At 73.4% G+C, this 22,492-nt stretch carries 24 protein-coding genes; 9 read left to right on the top strand and 15 right to left on the bottom strand.

What is annotated here, in order from left to right; translation table 11 throughout:
- Nucleotides 1–31: 31 nt before the first annotated feature.
- A complete protein-coding gene (locus tag AC6JBM_RS35535; protein WP_497978329.1) occupies nucleotides 32–2,644 on the top strand; it encodes a bifunctional acetate--CoA ligase family protein/GNAT family N-acetyltransferase in 2,613 nt (870 codons plus the stop codon).
- Nucleotides 2,645–2,665: 21 nt separating this feature from the next.
- Here AC6JBM_RS35535 and AC6JBM_RS35530 read toward each other — a convergent pair whose 3' ends face one another.
- From AC6JBM_RS35530 to AC6JBM_RS35480, 11 genes are all read right to left on the bottom strand, one after another.
- Nucleotides 2,666–3,022 (bottom strand): MerR family transcriptional regulator, encoded by a 357-nt coding sequence (locus tag AC6JBM_RS35530; RefSeq protein ID WP_497978328.1) that lies wholly within the window; start codon nucleotides 3,020–3,022, stop codon nucleotides 2,666–2,668.
- A 45-nt stretch (nucleotides 3,023–3,067) separates the two neighbouring features.
- Nucleotides 3,068–3,826, bottom strand: a complete 759-nt coding sequence (locus tag AC6JBM_RS35525) for an SDR family NAD(P)-dependent oxidoreductase (protein ID WP_497978327.1) — start codon at nucleotides 3,824–3,826, stop codon at nucleotides 3,068–3,070.
- 106 nt (nucleotides 3,827–3,932) lie between these two features.
- Complete coding sequence (gene sigB, locus AC6JBM_RS35520; RefSeq protein ID WP_497978326.1) at nucleotides 3,933–4,937, bottom strand: RNA polymerase sigma factor SigB; 1,005 nt, start codon at nucleotides 4,935–4,937, stop codon at nucleotides 3,933–3,935.
- A 118-nt stretch (nucleotides 4,938–5,055) separates the two neighbouring features.
- On the bottom strand, nucleotides 5,056–5,478 hold the full coding sequence (dtd, locus tag AC6JBM_RS35515) for a D-aminoacyl-tRNA deacylase (RefSeq protein ID WP_497978325.1): 423 nt from the start codon (nucleotides 5,476–5,478) through the stop codon (nucleotides 5,056–5,058).
- Complete coding sequence (locus tag AC6JBM_RS35510) at nucleotides 5,466–6,902, bottom strand: DUF7782 domain-containing protein (RefSeq protein WP_497986583.1); 1,437 nt, start codon at nucleotides 6,900–6,902, stop codon at nucleotides 5,466–5,468. Before AC6JBM_RS35510 ends, dtd begins: the two co-directional genes overlap by 13 nt.
- 44 nt (nucleotides 6,903–6,946) lie before the next feature.
- A complete protein-coding gene (locus AC6JBM_RS35505) occupies nucleotides 6,947–7,288 on the bottom strand; it encodes a hypothetical protein (RefSeq protein ID WP_497978324.1) in 342 nt (113 codons plus the stop codon).
- A 39-nt stretch (nucleotides 7,289–7,327) separates the two neighbouring features.
- On the bottom strand, nucleotides 7,328–7,759 hold the full coding sequence (locus tag AC6JBM_RS35500; protein ID WP_497978323.1) for a hypothetical protein: 432 nt from the start codon (nucleotides 7,757–7,759) through the stop codon (nucleotides 7,328–7,330).
- 27 nt (nucleotides 7,760–7,786) lie between these two features.
- Nucleotides 7,787–8,272: a hypothetical protein gene (locus AC6JBM_RS35495; protein ID WP_497978322.1), complete on the bottom strand. Its 486-nt coding sequence runs from the start codon at nucleotides 8,270–8,272 to the stop codon at nucleotides 7,787–7,789.
- Between the two features lie 44 nt (nucleotides 8,273–8,316).
- Nucleotides 8,317–8,784, bottom strand: a complete 468-nt coding sequence (locus AC6JBM_RS35490; RefSeq protein ID WP_433084561.1) for a heme-degrading domain-containing protein — start codon at nucleotides 8,782–8,784, stop codon at nucleotides 8,317–8,319.
- 10 nt (nucleotides 8,785–8,794) lie between these two features.
- Nucleotides 8,795–10,333, bottom strand: coding sequence for a glycosyltransferase 87 family protein (locus AC6JBM_RS35485; RefSeq protein ID WP_497978321.1), 1,539 nt, complete (start codon nucleotides 10,331–10,333; stop codon nucleotides 8,795–8,797).
- A gap of 23 nt (nucleotides 10,334–10,356) precedes the next feature.
- Entirely contained in the window at nucleotides 10,357–10,836 is a 480-nt protein-coding gene (locus tag AC6JBM_RS35480; protein ID WP_497978320.1) for a toxin-antitoxin system HicB family antitoxin, read from the bottom strand.
- Between the two features lie 113 nt (nucleotides 10,837–10,949).
- Between AC6JBM_RS35480 and AC6JBM_RS35475 the strand changes: the two genes are divergently transcribed.
- The 6 genes from AC6JBM_RS35475 to AC6JBM_RS35450 are packed head-to-tail and all read left to right on the top strand — an operon-like array spanning nucleotide 10,950 to nucleotide 15,233.
- Complete coding sequence (locus tag AC6JBM_RS35475) at nucleotides 10,950–11,999, top strand: thiamine pyrophosphate-dependent dehydrogenase E1 component subunit alpha (RefSeq protein WP_497978319.1); 1,050 nt, start codon at nucleotides 10,950–10,952, stop codon at nucleotides 11,997–11,999.
- A gap of 40 nt (nucleotides 12,000–12,039) precedes the next feature.
- Nucleotides 12,040–12,987, top strand: a complete 948-nt coding sequence (locus tag AC6JBM_RS35470) for an ATP-binding cassette domain-containing protein (RefSeq protein ID WP_497978318.1) — start codon at nucleotides 12,040–12,042, stop codon at nucleotides 12,985–12,987.
- Nucleotides 12,984–13,733: an ABC transporter permease gene (locus tag AC6JBM_RS35465; RefSeq protein WP_497978317.1), complete on the top strand. Its 750-nt coding sequence runs from the start codon at nucleotides 12,984–12,986 to the stop codon at nucleotides 13,731–13,733. Before AC6JBM_RS35470 ends, AC6JBM_RS35465 begins: the two co-directional genes overlap by 4 nt.
- A 14-nt stretch (nucleotides 13,734–13,747) precedes the next feature.
- Nucleotides 13,748–14,326 (top strand): HhH-GPD-type base excision DNA repair protein, encoded by a 579-nt coding sequence (locus tag AC6JBM_RS35460; protein WP_497978316.1) that lies wholly within the window; start codon nucleotides 13,748–13,750, stop codon nucleotides 14,324–14,326.
- A 56-nt stretch (nucleotides 14,327–14,382) separates the two neighbouring features.
- The gene (gene mscL, locus AC6JBM_RS35455) at nucleotides 14,383–14,832 is read left to right on the top strand and encodes a large conductance mechanosensitive channel protein MscL (RefSeq protein WP_497978315.1); all 450 of its coding nucleotides are present in this window, start codon (nucleotides 14,383–14,385) and stop codon (nucleotides 14,830–14,832) included.
- 38 nt (nucleotides 14,833–14,870) lie between these two features.
- Nucleotides 14,871–15,233 (top strand): DUF3099 domain-containing protein, encoded by a 363-nt coding sequence (locus AC6JBM_RS35450; RefSeq protein WP_497978314.1) that lies wholly within the window; start codon nucleotides 14,871–14,873, stop codon nucleotides 15,231–15,233.
- On the opposite strand, the gene AC6JBM_RS35445 is transcribed toward AC6JBM_RS35450, so the two are convergent.
- Both AC6JBM_RS35445 and AC6JBM_RS35440 read right to left on the bottom strand, forming a co-directional pair.
- Complete coding sequence (locus tag AC6JBM_RS35445) at nucleotides 15,230–16,093, bottom strand: carbohydrate kinase family protein (protein WP_497978313.1); 864 nt, start codon at nucleotides 16,091–16,093, stop codon at nucleotides 15,230–15,232. The two genes, AC6JBM_RS35450 and AC6JBM_RS35445, sit on opposite strands and share 4 nt — an antisense overlap.
- Entirely contained in the window at nucleotides 16,094–17,002 is a 909-nt protein-coding gene (locus tag AC6JBM_RS35440) for a pseudouridine-5'-phosphate glycosidase (protein ID WP_497978312.1), read from the bottom strand. It lies immediately after the preceding gene.
- 159 nt (nucleotides 17,003–17,161) lie between these two features.
- On the opposite strand from AC6JBM_RS35440, the gene AC6JBM_RS35435 reads away from it, so the two are divergent.
- Both AC6JBM_RS35435 and AC6JBM_RS35430 read left to right on the top strand, forming a co-directional pair.
- A complete protein-coding gene (locus tag AC6JBM_RS35435) occupies nucleotides 17,162–17,440 on the top strand; it encodes a DUF3039 domain-containing protein (RefSeq protein ID WP_350622123.1) in 279 nt (92 codons plus the stop codon).
- Nucleotides 17,441–17,684: 244 nt separating this feature from the next.
- On the top strand, nucleotides 17,685–19,409 hold the full coding sequence (locus AC6JBM_RS35430) for a DEAD/DEAH box helicase (protein ID WP_497978311.1): 1,725 nt from the start codon (nucleotides 17,685–17,687) through the stop codon (nucleotides 19,407–19,409).
- An 824-nt stretch (nucleotides 19,410–20,233) separates the two neighbouring features.
- On the opposite strand, the gene AC6JBM_RS35425 is transcribed toward AC6JBM_RS35430, so the two are convergent.
- The gene (locus AC6JBM_RS35425; RefSeq protein WP_350622164.1) at nucleotides 20,234–20,467 is read right to left on the bottom strand and encodes a DUF7455 domain-containing protein; all 234 of its coding nucleotides are present in this window, start codon (nucleotides 20,465–20,467) and stop codon (nucleotides 20,234–20,236) included.
- A 304-nt stretch (nucleotides 20,468–20,771) separates the two neighbouring features.
- A complete protein-coding gene (locus tag AC6JBM_RS35420) occupies nucleotides 20,772–22,451 on the bottom strand; it encodes an RNA polymerase sigma factor (protein ID WP_497978310.1) in 1,680 nt (559 codons plus the stop codon).
- Between the last annotated feature and the right edge of the window lie 41 nt (nucleotides 22,452–22,492).

The following is a 22,492-nucleotide window of genomic DNA, read 5'->3' as shown; positions in this document are numbered from 1 at the left end:
ACGGTAACCCAGACGGGTGGAAACTATGCGGGTGAACGACGTTTCGGCCACGCGGGCCGCGGATGTGCTGCTCTCGGACGGGACCACCGTCCACTTGCGACCGATCCGGCCCGACGATGCGGAGCGGATCGTGGCGCTGCACTCGCGGTTCTCGGAGCGGACCCGATACCTGCGGTACTTCTCGGCGTACCCGCGCATCCCGCAGCGCGACCTGGACCGGTTCGTCAACGTCGACCATCACGACCGCGAGGCGTTCGTGGTCGAGCACTCGGGCGAGCTGATCGCGGTGGGCCGGTACGACCGCCTCGGCACCGGCTCCCACCAGGCCGAGGTCGCCTTCGTGGTCGAGGACGCGCACCAGGGCCGGGGCATCGGCTCGGTGCTCATCGAGCACCTCGTCGCCGCGGCCGGCACCGAGGGCATCACCGAGTTCGAGGCCGACGTGCTGCCGGTCAACCAGGCGATGCTGCGCGTGTTCATGGCGGCCGGCTTCCACATCGAGCGCGAGTTCGCCGACGGCGTCGTGCACCTGTGGTTCCCGATCAAGGCGACCCCCGACTCCCTGCGCGTGCAGCAGGCCCGCGAGCAGCGCGCCGAGGCCCGTTCGATCGCCCGGCTGCTCAACCCGCGCGCGGTCGCGGTCTACGGCGCGCGTTCGGGCGGCTCGGGCATCGGCGCGGCCCTCCTGGCCCACCTCAAGGGCGCCGGCTTCGCCGGAGAGCTGGTGCCGGTCCACCCGTCCGCGACGGTCGTCGGGGGCCTTCCCGCAAAACCGAGCCTCATCGGTACCGCCAATGCCGACCTCGCCGTCATCGCCGTACCCGTGGAGTCCGTGCCCGACGTGGTGGCCGACTGCGCCGCGGCCGGGGTGCACGGCCTGGTCATCGTCTCGGCCGGCTTCGCCGAGGCCGGCCCGGCCGGGGCGCGGGCCCAGGCCGCCCTGCTGCGGGCGGTGCGCGACCACGGGATGCGCCTGGTCGGGCCCAACTGCCTCGGGGTGGCCAACACCGATCCGGGGGTACGGCTCAATGCCACGCTCGCCCCCCTGCTGCCCCGCGCCGGGCGGGTCGGCTTCTTCAGCCAGTCCGCGGCGCTGGGCACGGCGCTGCTGGCCGAGGCCGACCGGCGCGGGCTGGGCCTGTCGACGTTCATCTCGGCCGGCAACCGGGCCGACGTGTCCGGCAACGACGCGCTGCAGTACTGGCGCGAGGACCCGCACACCGACGCCGTCCTGCTCTACCTGGAGACCTTCGGCAACCCGCGCAAGTTCGCCCGCATCGCCCGGGAGCTGGCCCGCCGCAAGCCGGTCGCGGCGGTGGCGAGCCCGGTGCGCCCGCCGGCCCTCGACGCGGTGACCGTCGGCCCCGACGCCCGCGGGGTGGCCGCGCTCTTCGCGAGCTCCGGCGTCATCCGCGTCGACACCGTCGGCGAGCTGTTCGACGTGGGCCTGCTCATCGCGGGGCGCCCGCTGCCGACCGGCGACCGCCTCGCCGTGGTCACCAACGCGGCCGCGCTGGGCGTGCTCACGGTCGCGAAGGCGCCGGCCGCGGGGCTGCGCATCGCCGAGGGGTACCCGCGCGACCTCGGCCCCGCCGTGAGCGACGTCGACTTCGTGCGGGCCGTGCACGCCGCCCTCGACGACGAGGGGGTGGACGCCGTCGTGGCCGCGTACGCCCCGGCGCTCGCCGAGCGCGACCAGCTCGGCGTGGCCGAGCTCCTGCGCGTGTCGACGGCCGGCGCGCCGCGCCCGCTCGCCGTGGTCATGCCGGCCGACCCGTCGTTCACGGTCGCGCCCGCGTACGGCGACGAGGACCCGCCCGCCCTGCCGATGTTCCCGGCGATCGAGGAGGCGGTGCGCGCCCTCGGCCGGGTCGCCCGCTACGCCGCGTGGCGCCGCGAGCCGATCGGCACGCTGCCCGACCTGCCCGGCGTCGACTCCGCGCGCGGCACCGAGGTCGCGACCGCCCTCGCGCTGCGCGGCGCCGGCGACGGGGGCGAGGCGGACGAGCTGCTGGCCGCCTACGGCATCCCGGTCGTGCCGAGCCGCTGGGCCTCCGGCGAGGGGGTGCCCGGCGTCGCGGTCGCGGTGGGCCTGCCGGTCGCCCTCAAGGTGGCGACGAAGCCCTGGCGGCACCGGATCGACCTGGGGGCGGTACGGCTGAATCTCACCTCCCCGGCCGCCGTCGCGGAGGCCTATGCCGAGCTCGAACGCCTCTTCGGCCGCGGGGTGGAGGTCGTCGTCCAGCCGATGGTCGCCCCCGGCGTCGCGTGCGTCGTGGAGGTCGTCGACGACCCGTCGTTCGGCCCGGTCGTCGGCTTCGGCCTCGGCGGCGAGGCGGCTGACCTGCTCGGCGACCGCGCGTGGCGCCCGGTCCCGCTGACCGACCGCGACGCGGCCGCCCTGGTCCGGGCCCCGCGGGCGGCGCCGCTGCTGACCGGTTACCGCGGCGCGGACCCGGTGGACCTGGACGCGCTGGCCGACCTGCTGGTGCGCGTCGGGCGCCTCGTGGACGAGCAGCCGGCCCTGTCGTCGCTGACCCTGAACCCTGTCCTGGCACGCCCGTCGGGCCTGGCGGTGCTGCACGCGAGCGCCGAGTTCGCGCCGCACCAGTCCCGCCCCGACAGCGGCCCGCGCCGCCTCTGACCGCTCCCGCGCGGCCCGTCCTCAGCCGGCCCTGCCCCGCAGGGCGGCCTCGAGCCGGTCGCGGGCCTCGGTCTGGGCGGCGATGCGTTCGTTGAGGATCGCCAGCCGTTCCCGGGCCACCCGCAGGCCCGCCGCCGAGGGCGGCACGGCGGTGACGTCGCCGTCGAGGCAGGGCAGGAACGCCCGCACGTCGTCCAGCGTGAGCCCGGCGGCCAGCAGGTGACGGATGTTGCGCACCCGCGCCGCGGCCCGCTCGTCGTAGACGCGGTAGCCGTTGGCGGCCCGCCCGGAGGAGATCAGCCCGGCCTGCTCGTAGTGCCGCAGCGCGCGGGCGGTCGTCCCGGTCGCCCGGGCCAGCTCGCCGATCCGCACCGCCACCTCCGGTCCTGTCGCGCCGCGGTGCCGCGCCGCCTCCGAGCCCGGTCACGCCACGGCCGCTCCGCCGTCGACCGGGAGCACCACGCCGGTGACGAACGATGCGGCCGGCGCGGCGAGCCGGGTGATCGCCCAGGCTATCTCCTCGGGGCGGCCGATCCGGCCCAGCGGCGTGTGTGCCAGCTGCCACTCCCGCAGCGCGGCCATCCGCTGGGGCGTCAGGCCCTGGTGCTCGCCGATCGGGGTGGCGACCGCGCCGGGGGCGACCGCCACCACCCGGATGCCGCGGGGCGCCAGCTCGACCGCCCAGCTGCGGGTCAGCAGGTCCAGGGCGGTCTTGGTCGCGGCGTACACCGCGTTGCCGGGCCAGGCCCGCTGCCCCACCGCCGTGCTGACGTTGACGATCACGCCGCCGGGCGCGGCCAGGAGCGGCAGCGCGGCCTGGGCCAGCAAGATCGGGGCGACGAGGTTGGTGGAGATCTGCGGCGCGATCAGGTGCGGGGTGAGGGTGCCAAGGGCGCCGCCGCGCACGATGCCGGCGTTGTTGACGAGCACGTCCAGCCGGCCGTGGGCCTGCGACACCGCCCGGATGACCCGCTCGGGCCCGTCCTCGGCGGTGATGTCGGCGGGCAGCGGCACGATCCGGTCGTGCCCGGCCGCGGTCTCCAGCAGCGGCTCGTGCCGCCGGCCGACCGCCACGACGTGCGCGCCCTCGGCGGCGAAGGCGTGCGCGGTGGCCCGGCCGATGCCGGTGCCGGCCCCGGTGACCACGACGACGCGGTCCCGCTGCGGTGCGTTGGTGTCCATGGCGCCGATCGTGCAACCCTGCCGCCTACGGCAAGGTCAAGACCGGTCGCCGGCGTACGCGACAGGGCCGCCCCGGAGATCCGGGGCGGCCCTGTGTTCAGCAGCTTCAGGAGGCGTACGCCTCGAGGCGCTTCGCGCGCGACGGGTGGCGCAGCTTCAGCAGCGTCACCTTCTCGATCTGGCGGATGCGCTCGCGGGACAGGCCGAACTCGCGGCCCACCTCGTCCAGGGTGCGCTGGCGGCCGTCGTCCAGGCCGAAGCGCAGCCGGATGACCGCCTGCTCGCGCTGCGACAGCGTCGAGAGCACGATCTCGACCTCGGAGCGCAGCATGCCCTGCGACACGCTGTCGGCCGGCTCCTCGCGCGGGTCGATGCGCGCCACGAAGTCGCCCAGGGCGCTCTCGCCGTCCTCGCCCACGGCCTGGTCCAGGCTCACCGGCTCGCGGTCGTAGGAGATCAGCTCGATGACCTGGTACTCCTCGACGCCCAGGGCCGCGGCGATCTCGGCCACGACGGGCTCGCGGCCCAGCGAGGCGGAGAGGTCCCGGCGGACCCGGACCATGCGGTTGACCTGCTCGACCATGTGCACCGGGATGCGGATGGTGCGGGCCTGGTCGGCCATGGCGCGGGTGATGGCCTGGCGGATCCACCAGGTGGCGTAGGTGGAGAACTTGTAGCCCTTGGTGTAGTCGAACTTCTCGACGGCGCGGATGAGGCCGAGGTTGCCCTCCTGGATGAGGTCCAGGAAGGCCATGCCGCGGCCGGTGTACCGCTTGGCGATGCTCACGACCAGGCGCAGGTTGGCCTCGAGCAGGTGGGCCTTGGCGGCGCGCCCCTCGCGGACCACGATCTCGTAGGTGTTCATCCACGCCGGGTGGACCGCGCCGCTCGAGAGCTTCTCCTCGGCGTACAGGCCGGCCTCGATCTTCTTGGAGAGATCGACCTCCTGCTCGGCGGTGAGGAGCTTGGTGCGGCCGATCGTGTTGAGGTACGCGCGAACCAGATCCGCTGAGACGCCCGTGTTGTCGAGCGCGTGCTCCTGCTCGTGCTGTTCGTCGGCCTCAACGTCGACGGCGTTGAACTCCGTGTTCTCACTCAGCGGCTGGGCCACTTCGCTCGCCTCCCGTGTGGATTGACAAGTGGCGCGATCATTCCTGCGAGAAGTAGCTTCGCTGAGCGGGCGTGAAGTGACGGTGAGGCGGCGCAGCCGTGGCACGAATCCGTGAGTCTCAGACCTCCAGCAATACGGTCCGCGGTCCGACGTTCACACTTTCGACGAGCATGTGCGTGCGGAATCGCCCGGTTTCCACGGTTGCGCCCCGGTTTCGCAGGGCGGCGCAGAAGGCCTCGATGAGCGGCTCGGCGGCCTCCGGGCGGGCCGCGGCGATCCAGGTCGGGCGCCGGCCCTTGCGCGCGTCGCCGTACAGGGTGAACTGCGAGACGACGAGCAGTGGCGCGCCGGTGTCGGCCGCGGACCGCTCGTCGTCGAGGATCCGCAGCTCGTGCACCTTGCGGGCCAGCGTTTCGGAGATTTCGGACGTGTCCGAATGGGTCACGCCGACGAGCACCAGCAGCCCGTCGGCGATCGAGCCGACGACCGTGTCCCCGACGGTGACGCTCGCCCGGCTGACGGTCTGGACTAGGGCGCGCACGGCAGCAGGACCCCCCGCTCGACCAGATGCGACACCAGGGGGACGGCCACGTCGGCGAGCACCCCGGCCGGTACGCCATGGGCGGCCGCCAGCAGGTCGACCTGGTCCTGCAGGGTCACGGAACCGTCGCACGCGCCCACGAGGGTCAGCGCGACCGGGTCCACCTCCTCGACCCACCGCAGCCCGTCGGGCAGGACGAGCAGCTGCTGCCCGACCTCCCAGCCGTCGGCCCCGAGCCCGGCCTCCTGGCGCAGCGTCAGCCCGGGCGCGGCGACGAGGCGGCTGCGCAGCAGGTCGGCGTGGCGCAGGAAGTCCTGGCGGTCGAACCAGTCGCCGATGAGCGGGCCGAGGTCGCCGCCGACGGTGTGCCGGAGGTCCTCGATGCGCACGGTCGGGTCGTCGTGCCCGCCGGCGCGCAGGGTGATCAGGCCGAAGCCGACCGCGTCGACGCGCTGGGCGTCGAACCAGTCGAGCCAGGCCGCGGCCAGGGCGGGCTGCCGCGACGGGTCCTCGGAGGCGTCGGCGAGCCACAGGTTGACGTACGCCAGCGGATCCGAGACCTCGCGCTGGATGACCCAGGCGTCCAGCCCGGTGCCGGCCAGCCAGTCGTTGACGCGCTCGGTCCAGTCCTCGCCCGCGACGTGCAGCCAGTTGGCCAGGAACTGCATGTGCCCGCCGTCGGCGAGCAGGCCAGGGGCGGCGGCGACGAGCTCGGCGCAGACGGCGTCGCCGGGGCGGCCGGAGTCGCGGTAGGTGTGCGCGGTGCTCCCGGGGCCGGCCACGAACGGCGGGTTGCTGACCACGAGGTCGAAGCGGCGGCCGGCGACCGGGCGGGTGAGGTCGCCCTCGAGCAGCTCCCACTCCAGGCCGTTGAGGGCCGCGGTGGTGGCCGCGAAGCGCAGGGCCCGCGGCAGCACGTCGGTCGCGGTGACCCGGCTCGCGTGGGTCGACAGGTGCAGCGCCTGCACGCCGCAGCCGGTGCCGAGGTCGAGCGCGGTGCCGACCGGGCGGCGCAGGGTGGCGGCGGCCAGGGTGCTCGACGCGCCGCCGATGCCGAGCACGTGGTCGCCGGGCAGCGGGCGGCCGGGGCGCATGCCGGCGGAGAGGTCGGCGACGACCCACCAGTCGCCGTACGGCTCCAGCTCCAGGGCGGCCCGGACGCCGTCCGGCTCGGCGGACAGCAGCGGGGCGGCCGACTCCAGCGGCAGCGGGGCGAGCGCCGCCGCGACCCGGTCGAGCGGCTCGGTCTGGCCGCAGATGAACAGCCGGATCAGGGTGTCGAGCCGGCCCCCGGCCTCGGTGACGCGCAGGGCGGCCCGGAAGTCGTTGCGCGCGCACGCGGCCGAGGCGTCCTCGCCGAGATGCCTGCGAATGCCGTCGGAGGTGTACCCGGCCGAGCCGAGCGCCTCGCGCAGCTGTGCCATGGCGGTGTTGTCCAGCAGAGCGTCCACCCTGCCATCCTGGTACGTCAGCGTTGATCGATGCTTATGCAGGCCACGACTCGCGACGCGTCCTCGGTGAGGAACAGCTGGAAGTGGGTCGGCGGGTTCTCGATCTTCGCCTCGCCGACCCGCAGCGGCCTGTCGCCCGAGGTCTGCAGCACGCCGATGGCCTCGGCGCTGCCGAGCATCGGGTTGCCGATCCGCTCCATGTGCTGGGCCCGCCGGGAGTAGCTGCGCGCGAGCTGGTCGGCGGGCAGGGTGTGGTCCCACACCACGTATTCGGCGCCGGCTCGGATCGCGGCGCGGCACGCCTCGAAGGCCGCTCCCGGCTCCTCGGCGAGGAGCCGGAGCAGTGCTTCACGCTCCATGAGCAATATGACCATAAAGCATGGAATTTGACCAGGTTCCTAACCGCAGTTCTTGAGCGCTTGACGGATCTCGGCCGGGGCCTTGTCGCACGCGTTCTTGGCGCCGGCCGCGACCGCGACCCACATCGCCTTGGCGTCGTCGAAGTGGAACAGGACCGTCGCGCGGTCGCCCTCGGTGCGGGCGGTGGCGTACCGCGCCACGCAGCTGACGTCCGTGAGTCCCTTGCCGAGCTGCACGGCCGCGGCGACCGTGGGGTCGGCGGCGAGGGCCTTCTCCAGCGCGGGCGCGTCGACGGGGCACCCGTTCGGCGCGCTGACACCGGGCTTGAGCGGCGCGGGGCCGGTCTGCGGCAGCAGGGAGGTCTGGTCCGGGGTCGGGAGGGCGGGGGACTGTGACTGGTCCGACCCGCCGGAGCAGGCCGCAAGGGTGACGGCCGCTCCGGCGAAGACAGCGAGGAGTGTGTATCTCACCCCGGCAATTTACGACACTCGATCGGGTTAGTTCTGGCAACCCTTGAGGTGTGTCGCGATGTCCTCGGGCACGGTCTCCCGGCAGACGCCGTCGGTGCCGCCGATGACCGCGGCCCACGTCTTCTTCGCGGCGTCGTACTTGAACAGCACGACGGCCGGGTCCAGGTTCGTCGGCTGCGTGACGGCGGTGGCCCAGCCGGCGTAGCAGCTGATGTCCTTGAGCCCCTTGCCGAGCACGAGGGCCCCGGCGACCTCGGCGTTGCCCTGGAACGCCTTCTGCAGCACGGCGGCCGTGACCGGGCAGCCGGAGGCCGCGCCGCTCGCGCCGGCCGCCGGTGCCTTGCTGCTCGCCGCGGCGCTCGGGGCCGGCGACGTGTACGTCGGCACCACGGGCGGGTTCGAGGCGGGCGGCGCCGCGGACTCGGCGGCGTCGCCGTCGGAACAGCCGGACAGTCCGGCCGCCGTGAGCAAGAAGACCGGCAACCAGACGGGTAATGCGAATCGAATATTCACACGCGGCATGGTGGGGCCTGGCCGCCCGCCCCCGCGCGTCGGCTTTACGACACTCGGGCGAGGAAGCGCTCGAGCACCTCGACGACCAGCGCGTGATCGTCCGCCTGGGGGAGCCCGGAGACGGTCACGACGCCGACCACGCCCACATTGCGGACACGGACGGGGAAGGCGCCGCCGTGGGTGGCGTAGTCCGCCGGGTCGACCCCGTACGCGGCGTCGAAGGTCTTGTCCCGGGCCGCGAGCCGGCGCCCCACGAGGTAGGAGGAGGCGTGCAGCCGCTCCACCACCCGGATCTTGCGCTCGATCCACCGGTCGTTGTCCGGCGCGGTGCCGGGCAGGGCGGCGTGGAAGAGCTGCTGGCCGCCGCGGCGGATGTCGATCGTGATGCCGAGGGAGCGCTCCTTGGCCGTCTCCACCAGCAGGCAGCCGAGCGCCCAGGCGTCGTCGTTGTCGAACCGGTCGAACAGCAGCCGGGCCTCCTGGGCCTCCAGCTCCTTGATCAAGTCTTCCATGGGGTCGAGCCTAGGCCCCGGGGGTGAACGAGGTGAACGTCGCCACGACGGTGCCGTCGGGGGCGAGGGCGTCGAGCCGGCCGTGGGCCAGGCTGGCGCTGCGGAACGAGAACGCCCGCGCCCCCGCCGCCGAGGTCAGCAGCGGGACGGTGCGGGACGCGCCGCCCGGGGCCGAGGACCAGCGCAGCGCGGCCACCCCGTCCGCCACGACGCCGTTGACGCGGGTCTTCGTCTTCTCGCGGCGGACCTGGAAGTCGACGGGCAGGCCGAGGCGGACGCCGGCCGGGGTGTAGTAGAAGTACCGCGGGTTGGCCAGGTCGGCCGCGGTGTACGCCTTGAACGTCGGGTCCGCCCCGGCGGGCAGCGGCGTCAGGGCCAGCACCACCAGCCCGGCCGCCACCGCGACCGCCGGCCGCGTCCAGGCCCGCCGCCGCACGGTGACCACGGCGCCGCCGAAGCCCGCGAGGCAGACGGCCACGACGCCCAGACTGCGGGCGTTCTCGAGCAGGAACTGCCATCCGGTGTACGGCGAGAGCCCCCGCAGCACCACGCCCAGCGACAGCGTCATGACGACCAGGAGCACGACCCCGGCCGCCCGCCGCCAGGCGCCCTCGGCCGCCACGAGCAGCATCGCCGCGAGCACCGTCCACACCTGGTGGTGCGTCCACGACACCGGCGAGGCCGCGACCGTCGCGCAGCCCACGAGCACCGCCGCCCGCACCCGCTCCCCGTGCGCGTCCAGCGTCCGCGCCCGCCACAGCGCCGCGGCGCACACGGCGGCGATGAGGACGGCCCAGACCAGCGGCAGCGCGGCGGGGGAGAGGCCGGCCCGCATGAGCATCCCCTGCACCGACTGGTTGCCCAGCGACGCGAGGTCGCCGATGCGCGACGTCTGCAGCATGGTGCCGGTCCAGTAGCGCAGGCTGTCGCCCGGGAGCACCAGCGCGCCGAGGGCCGCGGCCGCCGCGAACGCGCCGAGCGCCCGGGCGGCGTCCTTCCACCGGCCGGTCACGAGGAAGGAGACGACGAAGAGCAGCGGGGTGAGCTTGATCGCGGCGGCGAGGCCGACGAGCACCCCGCGGTACCGCTGCGGCACCAGACCCATGGCATCGACCAGCGCCAGCAGCACGATGAAGATGCTCACCTGGCCGAAGCGCAGGTTGCTCTGCACGGGCGCGGACACGAGCAGCCCGCAGGCGATGGCCGCCACGGCGAGGCGGGACGCGGACAGCCCCCGGCCGACCGCGACCGCCAGCGCGACGACGGCCGCGCAGGTCAGGGCCAGCCAGGCGACCTGCAGGGCGGTCTCGGGCAGCAGCGTGAGGGGGCGGAACAGCAGCACCGCGAACGGCGGGTAGGTGAACGGGCCGCCGTTGTCCGCGACGTAGTCGTAGAGCGGCCGTCCCTCGCGCACCGCCTCGGCCGCGCCGTAGTAGATGTGCAGGTCGGAGAGGCGCTGGCCGGCGGGGCGCAGCCAGACGAGCACGGCCGAGACGACCGCGGCGATCCCGAACACCGACCAGAGGCCGGCCACCCTGCGCTGCGACATCGGCCCAGGGTAGGAAGGCCTGTCTAGCCGACCCAGCCGACGAACGTGCCCTTCGAGGCGCGCGGCGCGGGCGGCTGCGCGGGCTCGCCGGCGACGACCGCGGACAGGGTGCGGGTCAGCCACGCGTTGACCGACAGGCCGTCGCGCGCGGCCGCCTCCTCGATGCGCTGCTTGAGCTGCTCCGGCGGCCGGAAGTTGATCCGGCCCACGGGGCCCTCCGGCGACGGCTCGGGCGCGCTCGCGGGCGCCGGCGGCGGCGCGGGCTCGCCGTCGGGGGTGGTGACCACGAAGTACGGGTTGCGGTCGCGCACCCGCACCTCGACGGAGCCGGGGGCCAGGTCGCGGGTGATCTCGTCGGCCGCGTCCGACAGCACGTCGAACATGGCCAGCCGGGTCGCCGAGGCCACCGCGGCGGCGAGCCGCTCGGCCAGCGCGGCCTCCTCGGGACCCGCGGCCGCGAGCAGTTCGGCGCGCAGGCCGTCGACGTAGCGGGTCAGGTCCATGCCCGCCAGTATCGCGCAACTATGGGAAATTCCATGGCGCCACCGGCGCCATCGACCGGCCCGCGCACGGCAGGATGAGGAGGGCACCCCCAGGCCATCCACGGGAGACGCACATGATCCAGTTGCTGGCGCCCGACGGGACGCTGCGGTCGGACCCGGAGGCACCGCTCGATGTGACCCCGCAACTGTGCCGCGACCTGCTGCGGGACATGGTGCTGGCGCGCCGGTTCGACGAGGAGGCGCACGCGCTGCAGCGCCAGGGCGAGCTCGGGCTGTGGCTCATGGCGCTCGGTCAGGAGGCGGCCCAGGTCGGCTCGGTGCGGGCCCTCGACCCGGCCGACTACGTGTTCCCCAGCTACCGCGAGCAGGCCGCCGCCCGCTGCCGCGGCATCACCCCGGCCGAGCTCATGGCGCAGTGGCGCGGGGTGGCGCACTCGGGGTGGGACCCGCGGCGGTACCGCTTCCACATCTACAGCCTCGTCCTGGGCACGCAGGCGCTGCACGCGACGGGGTACGCGGTCGGCGTACGGATGGACGGCTCCGACGAGGTGGTGCTCGCGTACTTCGGCGACGGCGCCAGCAGCCAGGGCGACGTGAACGAGGCGCTGAACTGGGCGGCGGTCGCGCACGCCCCGATCGTGTTCTTCTGCCAGAACAACCAGTGGGCCATCTCCACCGCGGTCGGCCGCCAGATGGGCGCCCCGCTGCACCGGCGGGCGGTGGGCTTCGGCCTCGAGTCGTTCCACGTCGACGGCAACGACGTGCTCGCGGTGCACGCGGTCACGGCCCGGGCCGCCGAGTCGGTGCGCCGCGGCGGGTCCCCGGTGCTCATCGAGGCGATGACGTACCGCATGGCCGGCCACAGCACCTCCGACGACCCGCGCCGGTACCGCTCCGACGCCGAGGTGCAGATGTGGCGCCAGCGGGACCCGATCGCCCGCCTCGAACGGCTCGTGCGCGAGCGCGGCTGGGCCGGCGACGACTGGTTCGCGGCCCTGGCCGCGGAGTCCGACGCGCTCGCCGCCGAGACCCGCGAGGCCTGCCTGTCGATGCCGGAGCCGCACGTCGGGGACATGTTCGCGCACGTGCTGCACGAGGAGATCGCGCTGGTGCGGGCGCAGCGCGAGTGGATGGACGCCTACCAGAAGACCTTGGCGCCATAGCGGCTTGAAATGGCGCCATCGATGGTGCCATAGTGATGCCATGACTGACTCGGGCATCACGGTCTCCGGGCTGCGCAAGTCCTACGGCGATCGGGCCGTCCTCGACGGCATCGACCTCACCGTCCCGGCCGGCGCCATCTTCGCGCTGCTCGGCCCCAACGGCGCCGGCAAGACCACGATGGTGCACATCCTGGCCACGCTGATCCCGCCGGACGCGGGCGGCGCCACCGTGGCCGGGCACGACCTGGCGACCGAGGCCGCGAAGGTCCGGGCCGCGATCGGCGTCACCGGCCAGTTCTCCGCCGTGGACAACCTGCTCACCGGCGAGGAGAACCTGCTGCTCATGGCCGACCTGCTGCACCTGCCGCGGCGGGCCGGCCGGCGGCGCGCGGCGGAGCTGCTGGAGCGCTTCGAGCTCACCGAGGCGGCGCGGCGCACCCCGCTGACGTACTCCGGCGGCATGAAGCGCCGCCTCGACCTGGCCATGACGCTGGTCGGCGAGCCGCGCGTGATCTTCCTGGACGAGCCGACCACCGGCCTGGACCCGCGCAGCCGCCGCACCGTGTGGGAGCTGGCGCGCGGGCTCGCGGCGGGCGGGGTGACGATCTTCCTGACCACGCAGTACCTGGAGGAGGCCGACCAGCTCGCCGGGCGCGTCGCCGTGCTCGACCAGGGCCGGATCGTCGCCGAGGGCCGCCCCGACGAGCTCAAGCGCCGCGTGCCCGGCGCGCACGTCCGGCTCGGCTTCACCGCCCCGGAGCCGCTCGCCGCCGCGGCCGCCCTGCTGCCCGCGGCGACCCCGGACGAGGAGGCGCTCGCGCTTCGGGTGCCGGGGGACGGTACCGCCGCGGATCTGCGCGCCCTGCTGGACCGCCTCGAGTCCGGCGGGGTCGAGCCCGACACCCTGACCGTGCACACCCCGGACCTGGACGACGTGTTCTTCGCCCTGACCGGCCACGCCGCCGCCACGAAGGAGCCGGTGCGATGAGTGACGCCCTGACCATGCTGCGGCGCGACCTGCTGCACAACCGCCGCAACCCGTCGACCATGTTCGGCGCCCTGATCGCCCCGATCCTGATGCTGCTCATGTTCGTCTACATCTTCGGCGCCGCCACCGACCTCGGCGAGGACTACCTCGGCTACCTGGTGCCGGGCATCCTCGTGCTCTGCATCGGCTACAGCGTCGGGCAGACCGCCGTCGCCGTGGCCACGGACATGAACGAGGGCATCATCAACCGGTTCCGCACGATGGGCATCTCGCGCGCGGCGGTGCTGACCGGCCGCGTCCTCGGCACGGTGCTGCGCACGCTGCTGTGCGTCGCGATCATCCTCGGCCTGACCGTGGCCATGGGCTACCGCCCGCACGCCGGGCTCACCGGCTGGCTGGTCGTGGCCGGGATCGTGGCCCTGGCCGCGTTCGCCGCGGCCTGGCTGACCACGGCGATGGGCCTGTCCGTGCGCACCGTGGTGGCCGCGAGCTACGCGTCCCTGCCGGTGACCCTGCTGCCGATCCTGAGCAGCGCGTTCTCGCCCACGGCGCGGATGTCGCCGGGCGTGCGGGCCTTCACGGAGCACCAGCCCTTCACGCCGATCATCGAGACGCTGCGGGGCGCGCTGAACGGGACCCCGATCGGCGGGCACCTCTGGTGGGCGGTCGGCTGGTCGGCGGCGATTGCCCTGGGCGGATATCTGTGGGCCCGGGCGCGCTTCACGCGCCCACCAACCCCGCGGTGAGGCAGGATGTGCGCATGGCCATCACGCTGCCGATCGACGACGCCGCGAACGACTATCTCACCCGCAGCCCCCTCGCGCTGCTCGTCGGCATGACGCTCGACCAGCAGATCCCGCTCGAGAAGGCGTTCTCCTCGCCGTACGTGCTGGCCCAGCGCCTCGGGCACGAGCCCACCGCGCACGAGCTGGCCGAGTTCGACCCCGAGGCGCTGATCGCGATCTTCGCCACGCCGCCGGCGTTGCACCGGTTCCCCAAGGCGATGGCCGCGCGGGTGCAGGAGGTGTGCCGCGCGCTCGCCGAGCGCTACGACGGCGACCCGGCCGGGCTGTGGGACGGCGTCGCGGACGGCGGCGAGCTGCTGCGCCGGGTGCAGGGGCTGCCCGGGTTCGGCAAGCAGAAGGCGCAGATCTTCGTGGCGCTGCTCGGCAAGCAGTACGGCGTGCGGCCCGACGGCTGGCGCGCGGCCGCGGGCGGGTACGGCGAGGAGGGCTCGCACCGCTCCGTCGCCGACATCGTGGACGGGCCGTCGCTGGCCAAGGTGCGTGAGTACAAGAAGCAGGTCAAGGCCGAGGCGAAGGCGGCCAAGGGCAACTAGGCAGATATGGCGCGCCAATGGATGCGGATGGGGTCGGCCGGCCGTAAGGTGCATCCGTGCTGAAGGGATTCCGGGATTTCATCTCTCGTGGCAACGTCATCGAGCTGGCCGTGGCCGTCGTCATCGGTGCCGCGTTCAACAACGTCGTCACCGCGTTCACGGACGGCTTCCTCAAACCGCTGATCAGCCTGACCGGCGGCATCGGTGTCGACGACAAGCAGGGCCTGCACATCGGCAAGCAGGTGCTCGCCTGGCCCAGCTTCGTCAACGCGGTCATCACGTTCCTGCTGACCGCCGCCACCGTGTACTTCCTGGTGGTACTGCCCATGAACAAGCTCGCCGAGCGGCGCAAGCGGGGCCTCGCGCCCGAGCCGGCGGCGCCCAGCGACGAGATCCGGCTCCTCACCGAGATCCGCGACCTGCTCGCCACCGGCACCACCGAGCGCGAGCAGGCCACGGTCGGCGGGGTGAACCCCGGCGCGCCGGTCAAGCCCACCGACCTCTGATGCGACGTCTGTCACGCGTACGTGGCAGACTCGAACCAATGGCCCGCAGGGATCGCCCACAGCTGATCACCGACGCGCCGCGGAGCCCCGAGCAGGAGCTTCGCGCCCGCGAGGTGCGTTATGTCCTGATGATGCTCCTGCGCGCCGCGTGCGTCGTGGTCGCCGCCATCCTGGTGGCGACCCGCCCGCCGCTGCTGTGGCTGTGGCTCTCGCTGTGCGTCGCCGGCGGGGTCTTCCTGCCGATGATCGCGGTCCTGCTCGCCAATGACGCTCCCGTACGCCCCGAGAACCGCTTCCGCAACCGCTTCAAGCGGCGGCAGACCTCGCATCCGGACCCGGGGCACGCGCTGACCGAACGCGAGCACAAGGTCATCGACGCCGACTCGGAACCGAAGGGTTAGGGCCTCGCGCCCAGCTTGGTGACCGCTCGGGCGCCCAGCTCGTTGCCCGCCTCGAGCGATGCCCGGGGCCCGTGCCCGGCCAGCCACGCCGTGAGGAAGCCCGCCGCGAACGCGTCGCCGGCTCCCGTCGGGTCCACGATGCCGCCGACCCGCCGGCCGGGCGCCCGCGCGGTGCCGTCCGCGTCCGCCCACGCCGCGCCGGCCGCGCCCGACTTCACCACCACCCCGTCCGCGTGGGCCAGGAGCTCCGCGGGGTCGTCCGAGCCGAGGACCCCGGCCTCGTCGCGGTTGGCGAACAGCAGGTTCGGGCGCGGTACCGCGGCCAGGAAGCCGGCCCCGCCACGCTCCCGCAGCGGGGCCGCGGACGCCGCGTCGAGGCTCGTGGTCAGCCCCCGGCGGCGGGCCTCGGCCAGCGCGAACCGCCCGGCCGGCGCGCAGTCGGCGTCGAAGAGCACGTAGGCCGACAGGTGCAGGTGGCGCAGGCCCGGCAGCGCGAGCGCCCGCTCCACGTCGGCCCGCTCCAGCAGCCGGTTGGCGCCGCGGTCGGTGAACATCGTGCGCTCGGCGTCGGAGGTCAGCACCACCACGGTGCCCGTCGCCACCCCCGGCACCCGGCGCACGCTGGTGGTCACCCCGGCCTCGTCCAGCTCGGCGACGCGCGCGTCCCCGGGCTCGTCGAGCCCCGCGACCCCCGCGAACGCGACCGGGCAGCCGGCGGCGGCGAGCCAGACCGCGGTGTTCGCGGCCGACCCGCCGCCGGCGATGCGCACCGCGGCGATCGTGTCCGAGCCGATGGCGAGCGGCCCCTCGTGCACGGTGAGGATGTCGGTGACCACGTCACCGATGACGAGGACCGTCATCTAGATCGCGGCGGCGATGCGGGCCGCGAGCTCGGCGTTGCGCAGGATGATGCGCACGTTGACGTCGAGGCTCTTGCCCTCGGTCGCGGTGTGGAAGTGCGAGAGCAGGTACGGCGTGACGTCCTTGCCCGTGACGCCCTCCCGCTCGAGCCCGGCCAGCCCCTCGGCCAGCACCCGGTCGTGCAGCGCGGGGTCCAGCTGCTCCTCGGCGGGCAGCGGGTTGGCCACCACCAGTGCCCCGCGGTGCACGTCGTGCCCGCGAGCGGCCCGGATGATCTCGGCGACGGCGCCCGGGTCGCCGGCCGACCAGTCGAGGTCGAACCCGGCGTCGGTGAGGTAGAACCCCGGGAAGCGGCGGGTGCCGTAGCCGACGACCCCGACCCCGAGCGTCTCGAGCCGCTCGAGCGTGGCGCCCACGTCGAGAATCGACTTCACGCCCGCGCAGACGATCGCGATCGGCAGGCGCGACAGCGCGGTCAGGTCCGCGGACTCGTCGAAGGTCGTGGCGGCGCCCCGGTGCACGCCCCCGAGCCCGCCGGTGGCGAACACGGAGATCCCGGCGCGCACCGCGATCGCCGAGGTGGCCGCGACGGTCGTGGCCCCGTCGGCCCGGGCGGCGGCGGCCGGCGCGAGGTCGCGCACGGACAGCTTGACCACGTCATCGCGCTCGGCCAGGTGCCGGATCTCGTCCTCGGACAGCCCGACGACGATCTCGCCGCCGATCATCCCGATGGTGGCCGGCACGGCACCGGCCGCCCGGACGGTGGCTTCGATCTCCTTGGCGACGGTGAGGTTGGCCGGCCGCGGGAGCCCGTGCGAGATGATGGTGCTTTCGAGCGCGACGATGGGCGCACCGCTGCGGCGGGCGCTGTCGACCTCGCTTCCGAACCGAATGGCATGGTTGATCACCAGCTCACGATAGCCGCTGCGCTTCGCGGCATTTCCCGTGCTCGTTCGCCCCTTTCGTCCCCCGCGCACGCCGCCGCTCACCCGGCCGCCGGAGGTGGGTTGTCCACAGGGCCACGGCGATGCGGGCTTATTCCGGGCGGGCCTGGCAGACTGGGGGTTGTGACGACCACTCCCGAGAACGGTGGCGGGACTCTCACCGACGAGCGCGTCGACGAGCAGACCAGCACCGATTACCGCTACGACGCCGGCGACCACGAGAAGTTCTCGCACTACGCGCCGAAGGACAAGATCATGCAGGCCATGATCGAGGGCACGCCGGTGCGGGCGCTCTGCGGGAAGCTCTGGGTGCCATCGCGCGACCCGAGCCGGTTCCCCGTGTGCCCGGTGTGCAAGGACATCTACGAGAACGTCGTGCAGAACGACGACCCGAGTTCGTGACGTTCGGCTCGGTTCGGCGCATCGCCGGCCGATGCCCGCTAGGCTGTCAACGCCTTCGCGGTCCGCGCTGACGCGAGGGCGTTTTCATGCGCCTGGCTGGGTGCACCGGGCCGTTCCCCTCCTGCTGGGTGCATCGCCGCGCCGGTAGCTCGTGGCCCGGCGCCGCTGCGGCGCGAGCGTGACGGTGGAGGGCGGCCCGGGGGAGTGCCCGGGGCGTGAGGTCCGTATCGGGGAGGGGTGCCGCATGCCGCCGCGTCCGGTGGTGCAGCAAGGTCAGTCGCTTCGGGTGTGGCAGCGCAAGGCGCTCATGGAGTATCTGCGGGGCAAGCGCGAGGACTTTCTCGCGGTCGCCACGCCCGGCGCCGGGAAGACCACGTTCGCGCTGCGCGTGGCGTTGGAGCTGTTCGGCGACGGCACCATCGACAACCTGACCGTGGTCACGCCCACCGAGCATCTCAAGACGCAGTGGGCGCAGGCGGCCGCGCGGGTCGGGATCGACCTCGACGCCGGGTTCCGCAACTCCGACGTGCACACGTCGAGCGACTTCCACGGCACCGTGGTGACCTACGCGCAGGTGGGGATTGCTCCTGCCGTACACAAGCGGCGCACCGTGACGCGAAGGACCCTCGTGGTGCTGGACGAGATCCACCACGCGGGAGACTCGAAGTCCTGGGGCGACGGGGTCAAGGCGGCGTTCGAGCCCGCCGTGCGGCGCCTGATGCTCACCGGCACGCCGTTTCGCTCCGACGAGAATCCGATCCCGTTCGTCGAGTACGAGCGCGGGTCCGACGGCATCCAGCGATCGCGCTCCGACACCGTGTACGGCTACTCGGACGCCCTCCGCGACGGCGTCGTGCGCCCGGTGATCTTCCTGGCGTACTCCGGGGAGACCCGCTGGCGCACCTCCGCCGGCGACGAGCTGTCCGCCCGGCTCGGCGAGCCGATGACGCAGGACCTCATCTCCCAGGCCTGGCGCACGGCCCTGGACCCCAAGGGCGACTGGATGCCGCAGGTCCTGCGGGCCGCCGACGCGCGCCTCGACAAGCTGCGGGCCGGGGGCATGCCGGACGCGGGCGGCCTCGTGATCGCCAGCGACCAGCAGAACGCGCGGGCGTACGCGAAGGTGCTCGGCGAGCTCACGGGCGAGAAGGCCGTCGTCGTGCTCTCCGACGACGTGGGGGCGTCGGGCCGGATCGCCGCGTTCTCCGCGTCGCAGGACAAGTGGATGGTCGCGGTGCGGATGGTGTCCGAGGGGGTGGACATTCCGCGGCTCGCCGTGGGGGTGTACGCCACCAGCGCCTCCACCCCGCTGTTCTTCGCCCAGGCCATCGGCCGCTTCGTGCGCGCGCGCCGCACCGGCGAGACGGCCACCGTCTTCGTGCCGAGCGTCCCGCACCTGCTGGAGCTGGCCAGCGAGATGGAGGCCCAGCGCAACCACGTCCTCGGCGAGCCCAAGACCAAGGAGGGCTACGACGACGACGAGATGGAGCGGGCCAACCGCGAGGAGAAGGCCAGCGGCGAGCTCGAAGGCGCCTTCGAGGCCCTGGGCGCCACCGCGGAGCTGGACCAGATCATCTTCGACGGCGCGACCTTCGGCATGCCGGCGGCTACCGGGACCGCGGAGGAGGAGGAGTACCTCGGGCTGCCCGGCCTGCTCACCCCCGACCAGGTCACCGCGCTGCTGAACAAGCGCCAGGCGGAGCAGATGGCGGCCGAGAAGCGCCGCTCCGCCGTCGCTCCCGCGGGTCCGGCCGCGCCGGAGATCCCGGCTCAGCCGCGTACGGCCGGCGAGAAGCGCATCGTCCTGCGCCGCCAGCTCAACACCCTGGTCGCGGCGCACCACCACCGCACCGGCCTCCCGCACGGCAAAATCCATGCGGAGCTGCGCCGGCTGTGCGGGGGGCCGCCCAGCGCCCAGGCGACGATCGAGCAGCTCGAGGAGCGGATCGCGACCATTCAGACCCTCTGACGCCCTCTGAGAGTCCCTCCCGCACCCGCCCTGGCCAACTTTGGCCAGCCGCGGCGGCGAGTCGCTCCAGCGCGGCTCTGCGCCTGTCTCCGGGGTCACGGTGTTCGGGCGGGTGTCGGTCGCCGCGGCTCATTCGGTCGCAGGCCGTCTGTGTGCGTGAACTTCGAATCCCGCTCCGCCTCCGAGCCCGCGACGGACCCGAGGTTCGCGAATGCCGCGTATGCCCCGCGCCTACGGTGCCCAAGGTTCGTGCATGCCGGGCGGGCCGCACAGGCCCTGAGCCGACGTGCGGCGTGTTTGGTGGTCGCGGACCGGTCTGGGGCCGTGCGAGCGGCTGCTCAACGGCTGCGGCGCGCCGTGCAGGCCCGAGCTGACGTGTGGCGTGCGGCCCGAGGCCGTGCGAGCAGTTGCCCGGTGGCTGCGGCGCGCCGTGCAGGCCCGAGCTGACGTGTGGCGTGCGGCCCGAGGCCGTGCGAGCAGTTGCCCGGTGGCTGCGGCGCGCCGTGCGGGCGGGAGCTGACGTGCGGTGTGCCGGGCCGCCGCGCGGGGGGTCGCGACCGCCTGGCGGTGTGGATCAGCCCGCCGGTCGGGCGAAATGGCGGTCGCGAACCGGCCCGAGGCCGTGCGAGCGGCTGCTCAACGGCGGTGCGACGCACCCGGTGGCGGGCCGCAAAATTCGACCAATCGGACTTGTCGCCTGACAGGGTATAAATCCGATATGTCGTGGCGCGCCAGCGCCCGACATATCGCGCCCAACCGGCCCCCGGGCACAAAAAAGACCGCAGGGGACCCGGAGGGTCGCCCTGCGGTCAGGCGTATTGGTCTCAGCCGGCCGAGAGTTCGGAGCCGCGCCACGAGAAGTCCGGGGCCACGGCGTACTCGACAGCGATCTTGACCAGCTGGTCGGCGTACTTGTTGGCGTGATGTCCACAGAAGATCAGATCGCCGCCTTCGGCGAGCCGAACTCGAAGTTTCCCTGCCGCGTTGCAGCGGTCGCACCGTTCCTCGGCGGCGGGGGGCGCCGCCGTCTCCGGCGGCGGCGTGAGGGTCGGGGTCATCGCCTTCCTCCTCTGATCGTCACCGACGAACGCTTCCTTGCGTCGTTCACAGATGGTTCAACACCGTCTTGCCCGAACTCGTTCCCACTTTATCGGCGGGACCGATGTCACATTTGCGTCGTACTTCGCGGGGCCGGTCCAGCTACGAACCGAATACCCGCTACGTGCTTCCTATCGCGCCAGGCTTGCGATCACAAGTGGGTTGGCGCGCCGCCACGGGTCTGTAATGCCCGCGGTGACCCGAAACACACCCGGGCCGCCCCTTTTGGGACGGCCCGGTTCGCGCAGAGCGAAAAACGATCGTTCAGTCCAAGTAGTCCCGCAGAACCTGGGAACGCGACGGGTGGCGCAGCTTCGACATCGTCTTGGACTCGATCTGCCGGATGCGCTCGCGGGTCACGCCGTAGACCTGGCCGATCTCGTCCAGGGTGCGCGGCTGGCCGTCGGTGAGGCCGAAGCGCAGCCGCACCACGCCCGCCTCGCGCTCGGACAGGGTCTGCAGCACCTGCTGGAGCTGGTCCTGCAGCAGCGAGAAGGAGACCGCGTCGACGGCCACGACCGCCTCGGAGTCCTCGATGAAGTCGCCGAGCTGGCTGTCGCCCTCGTCGCCGATGGTCTGGTCGAGGGAGATGGGCTCACGCGCATACTGCTGGATCTCCAGCACCTTCTCCGGCGTGATGTCCATTTCCTTGGCCAGCTCCTCCGGGGTGGGCTCGCGGCCCAGGTCCTGGAGCAGCTCGCGCTGGATGCGGCCGAGCTTGTTGATGACCTCGACCATGTGCACCGGGATGCGGATGGTGCGGGCCTGGTCGGCCATGGCGCGGGTGATGGCCTGGCGGATCCACCAGGTGGCGTAGGTGGAGAACTTGTAGCCCTTGGTGTAGTCGAACTTCTCGACGGCGCGGATGAGGCCGAGGTTGCCCTCCTGGATGAGGTCCAGGAAGGCCATGCCGCGGCCGGTGTACCGCTTGGCGAGCGACACGACCAGGCGCAGGTTGGCCTCGAGCAGGTGGTTCTTGGCCCGCTCGCCGTCGCGCGAGATCCACAGGAAGTCGCGGCGGGCCGGCATCTGCATCGGCTCGCCGGCGTCCTCGGCCGCGCGCAGGCGCTCGGCCGCGTAGAGCCCGGCCTCGATGCGCTTGGCCAGCTCGACCTCCTGCTCCGCGTTGAGCAGCGGAACCTTGCCGATCTGCTTGAGATAGGCGCGGACCGAGTCGGCCGAGGCGGTGAGCTCGGCGTCGCGCCGGGCCTGCTTGAGCGCCTCGGACTCGTCGTCGTCCCACGCGAAGTCGTCGTCGGTGGCGGTCGCCTCCGCGTCGGCCTCGGCGGCCTGGGTCTCCTCGACCGGCTCGTCGACGACGACGTCCTCGATCTCGGCGGCCAGGGCCGCGTCGTCGATCTCCTCGAGCTCGGGATCGCCCTCGCCCGGCGTGCCGGTCGGGTTCGCCGGGTCGGCGGCGGTGCCGGGCGCCGCCTTGGCACCCGGTGTGGCCTTCGCCGGTGCGGCCTTCTTCACCGCCTTCTTCACCGGCGCGGCCTTCTTGGCCGGTGCCGTGGCCGAGGCGGCGGGCGCGGCGGCAGCCGCGGCGGATGCGGTGGGCGCCGATGGCGCGGCCTTCTTCACGGGGACCTTCTTCGCCGCCGCCGGCTCCGGCGAAGCGGATTCGACGGCTGTGAGCGGCTTGGCAACGGGTGCCTTGCGGGCCGGCGCGGCCTTGGCGGTGGCCGCCTTGGACGCTGGAGTGGCGGAGCGGGCGGCGGCGACGCGGCGGCGGCTGTGCGCGGAGTCGTCGACCACGACGGTCACGCCCGCCTCGGCCAGGCTCCTCAGCAGCTTCTTGGCGTGCGCCGGTGTTACGTCTGCGGTGTCGACCGCCTGCGCGACCTCCGCCGACGTCAGGTGCCCGCCGTTGGCGGCGGCACGCGCGATCAGCGTGTCGGCGAGGGAACGTACGTCAACGCTGGGCTGGTGAGCTGCTGTCACGAACGACCTTCCGGTGCGATGAGCGAGCGACGGCCGATGCG

The organism is Dactylosporangium thailandense (assembly GCF_059739745.1).
This window is presented reverse-complemented; position numbering and strand designations above follow the sequence as displayed.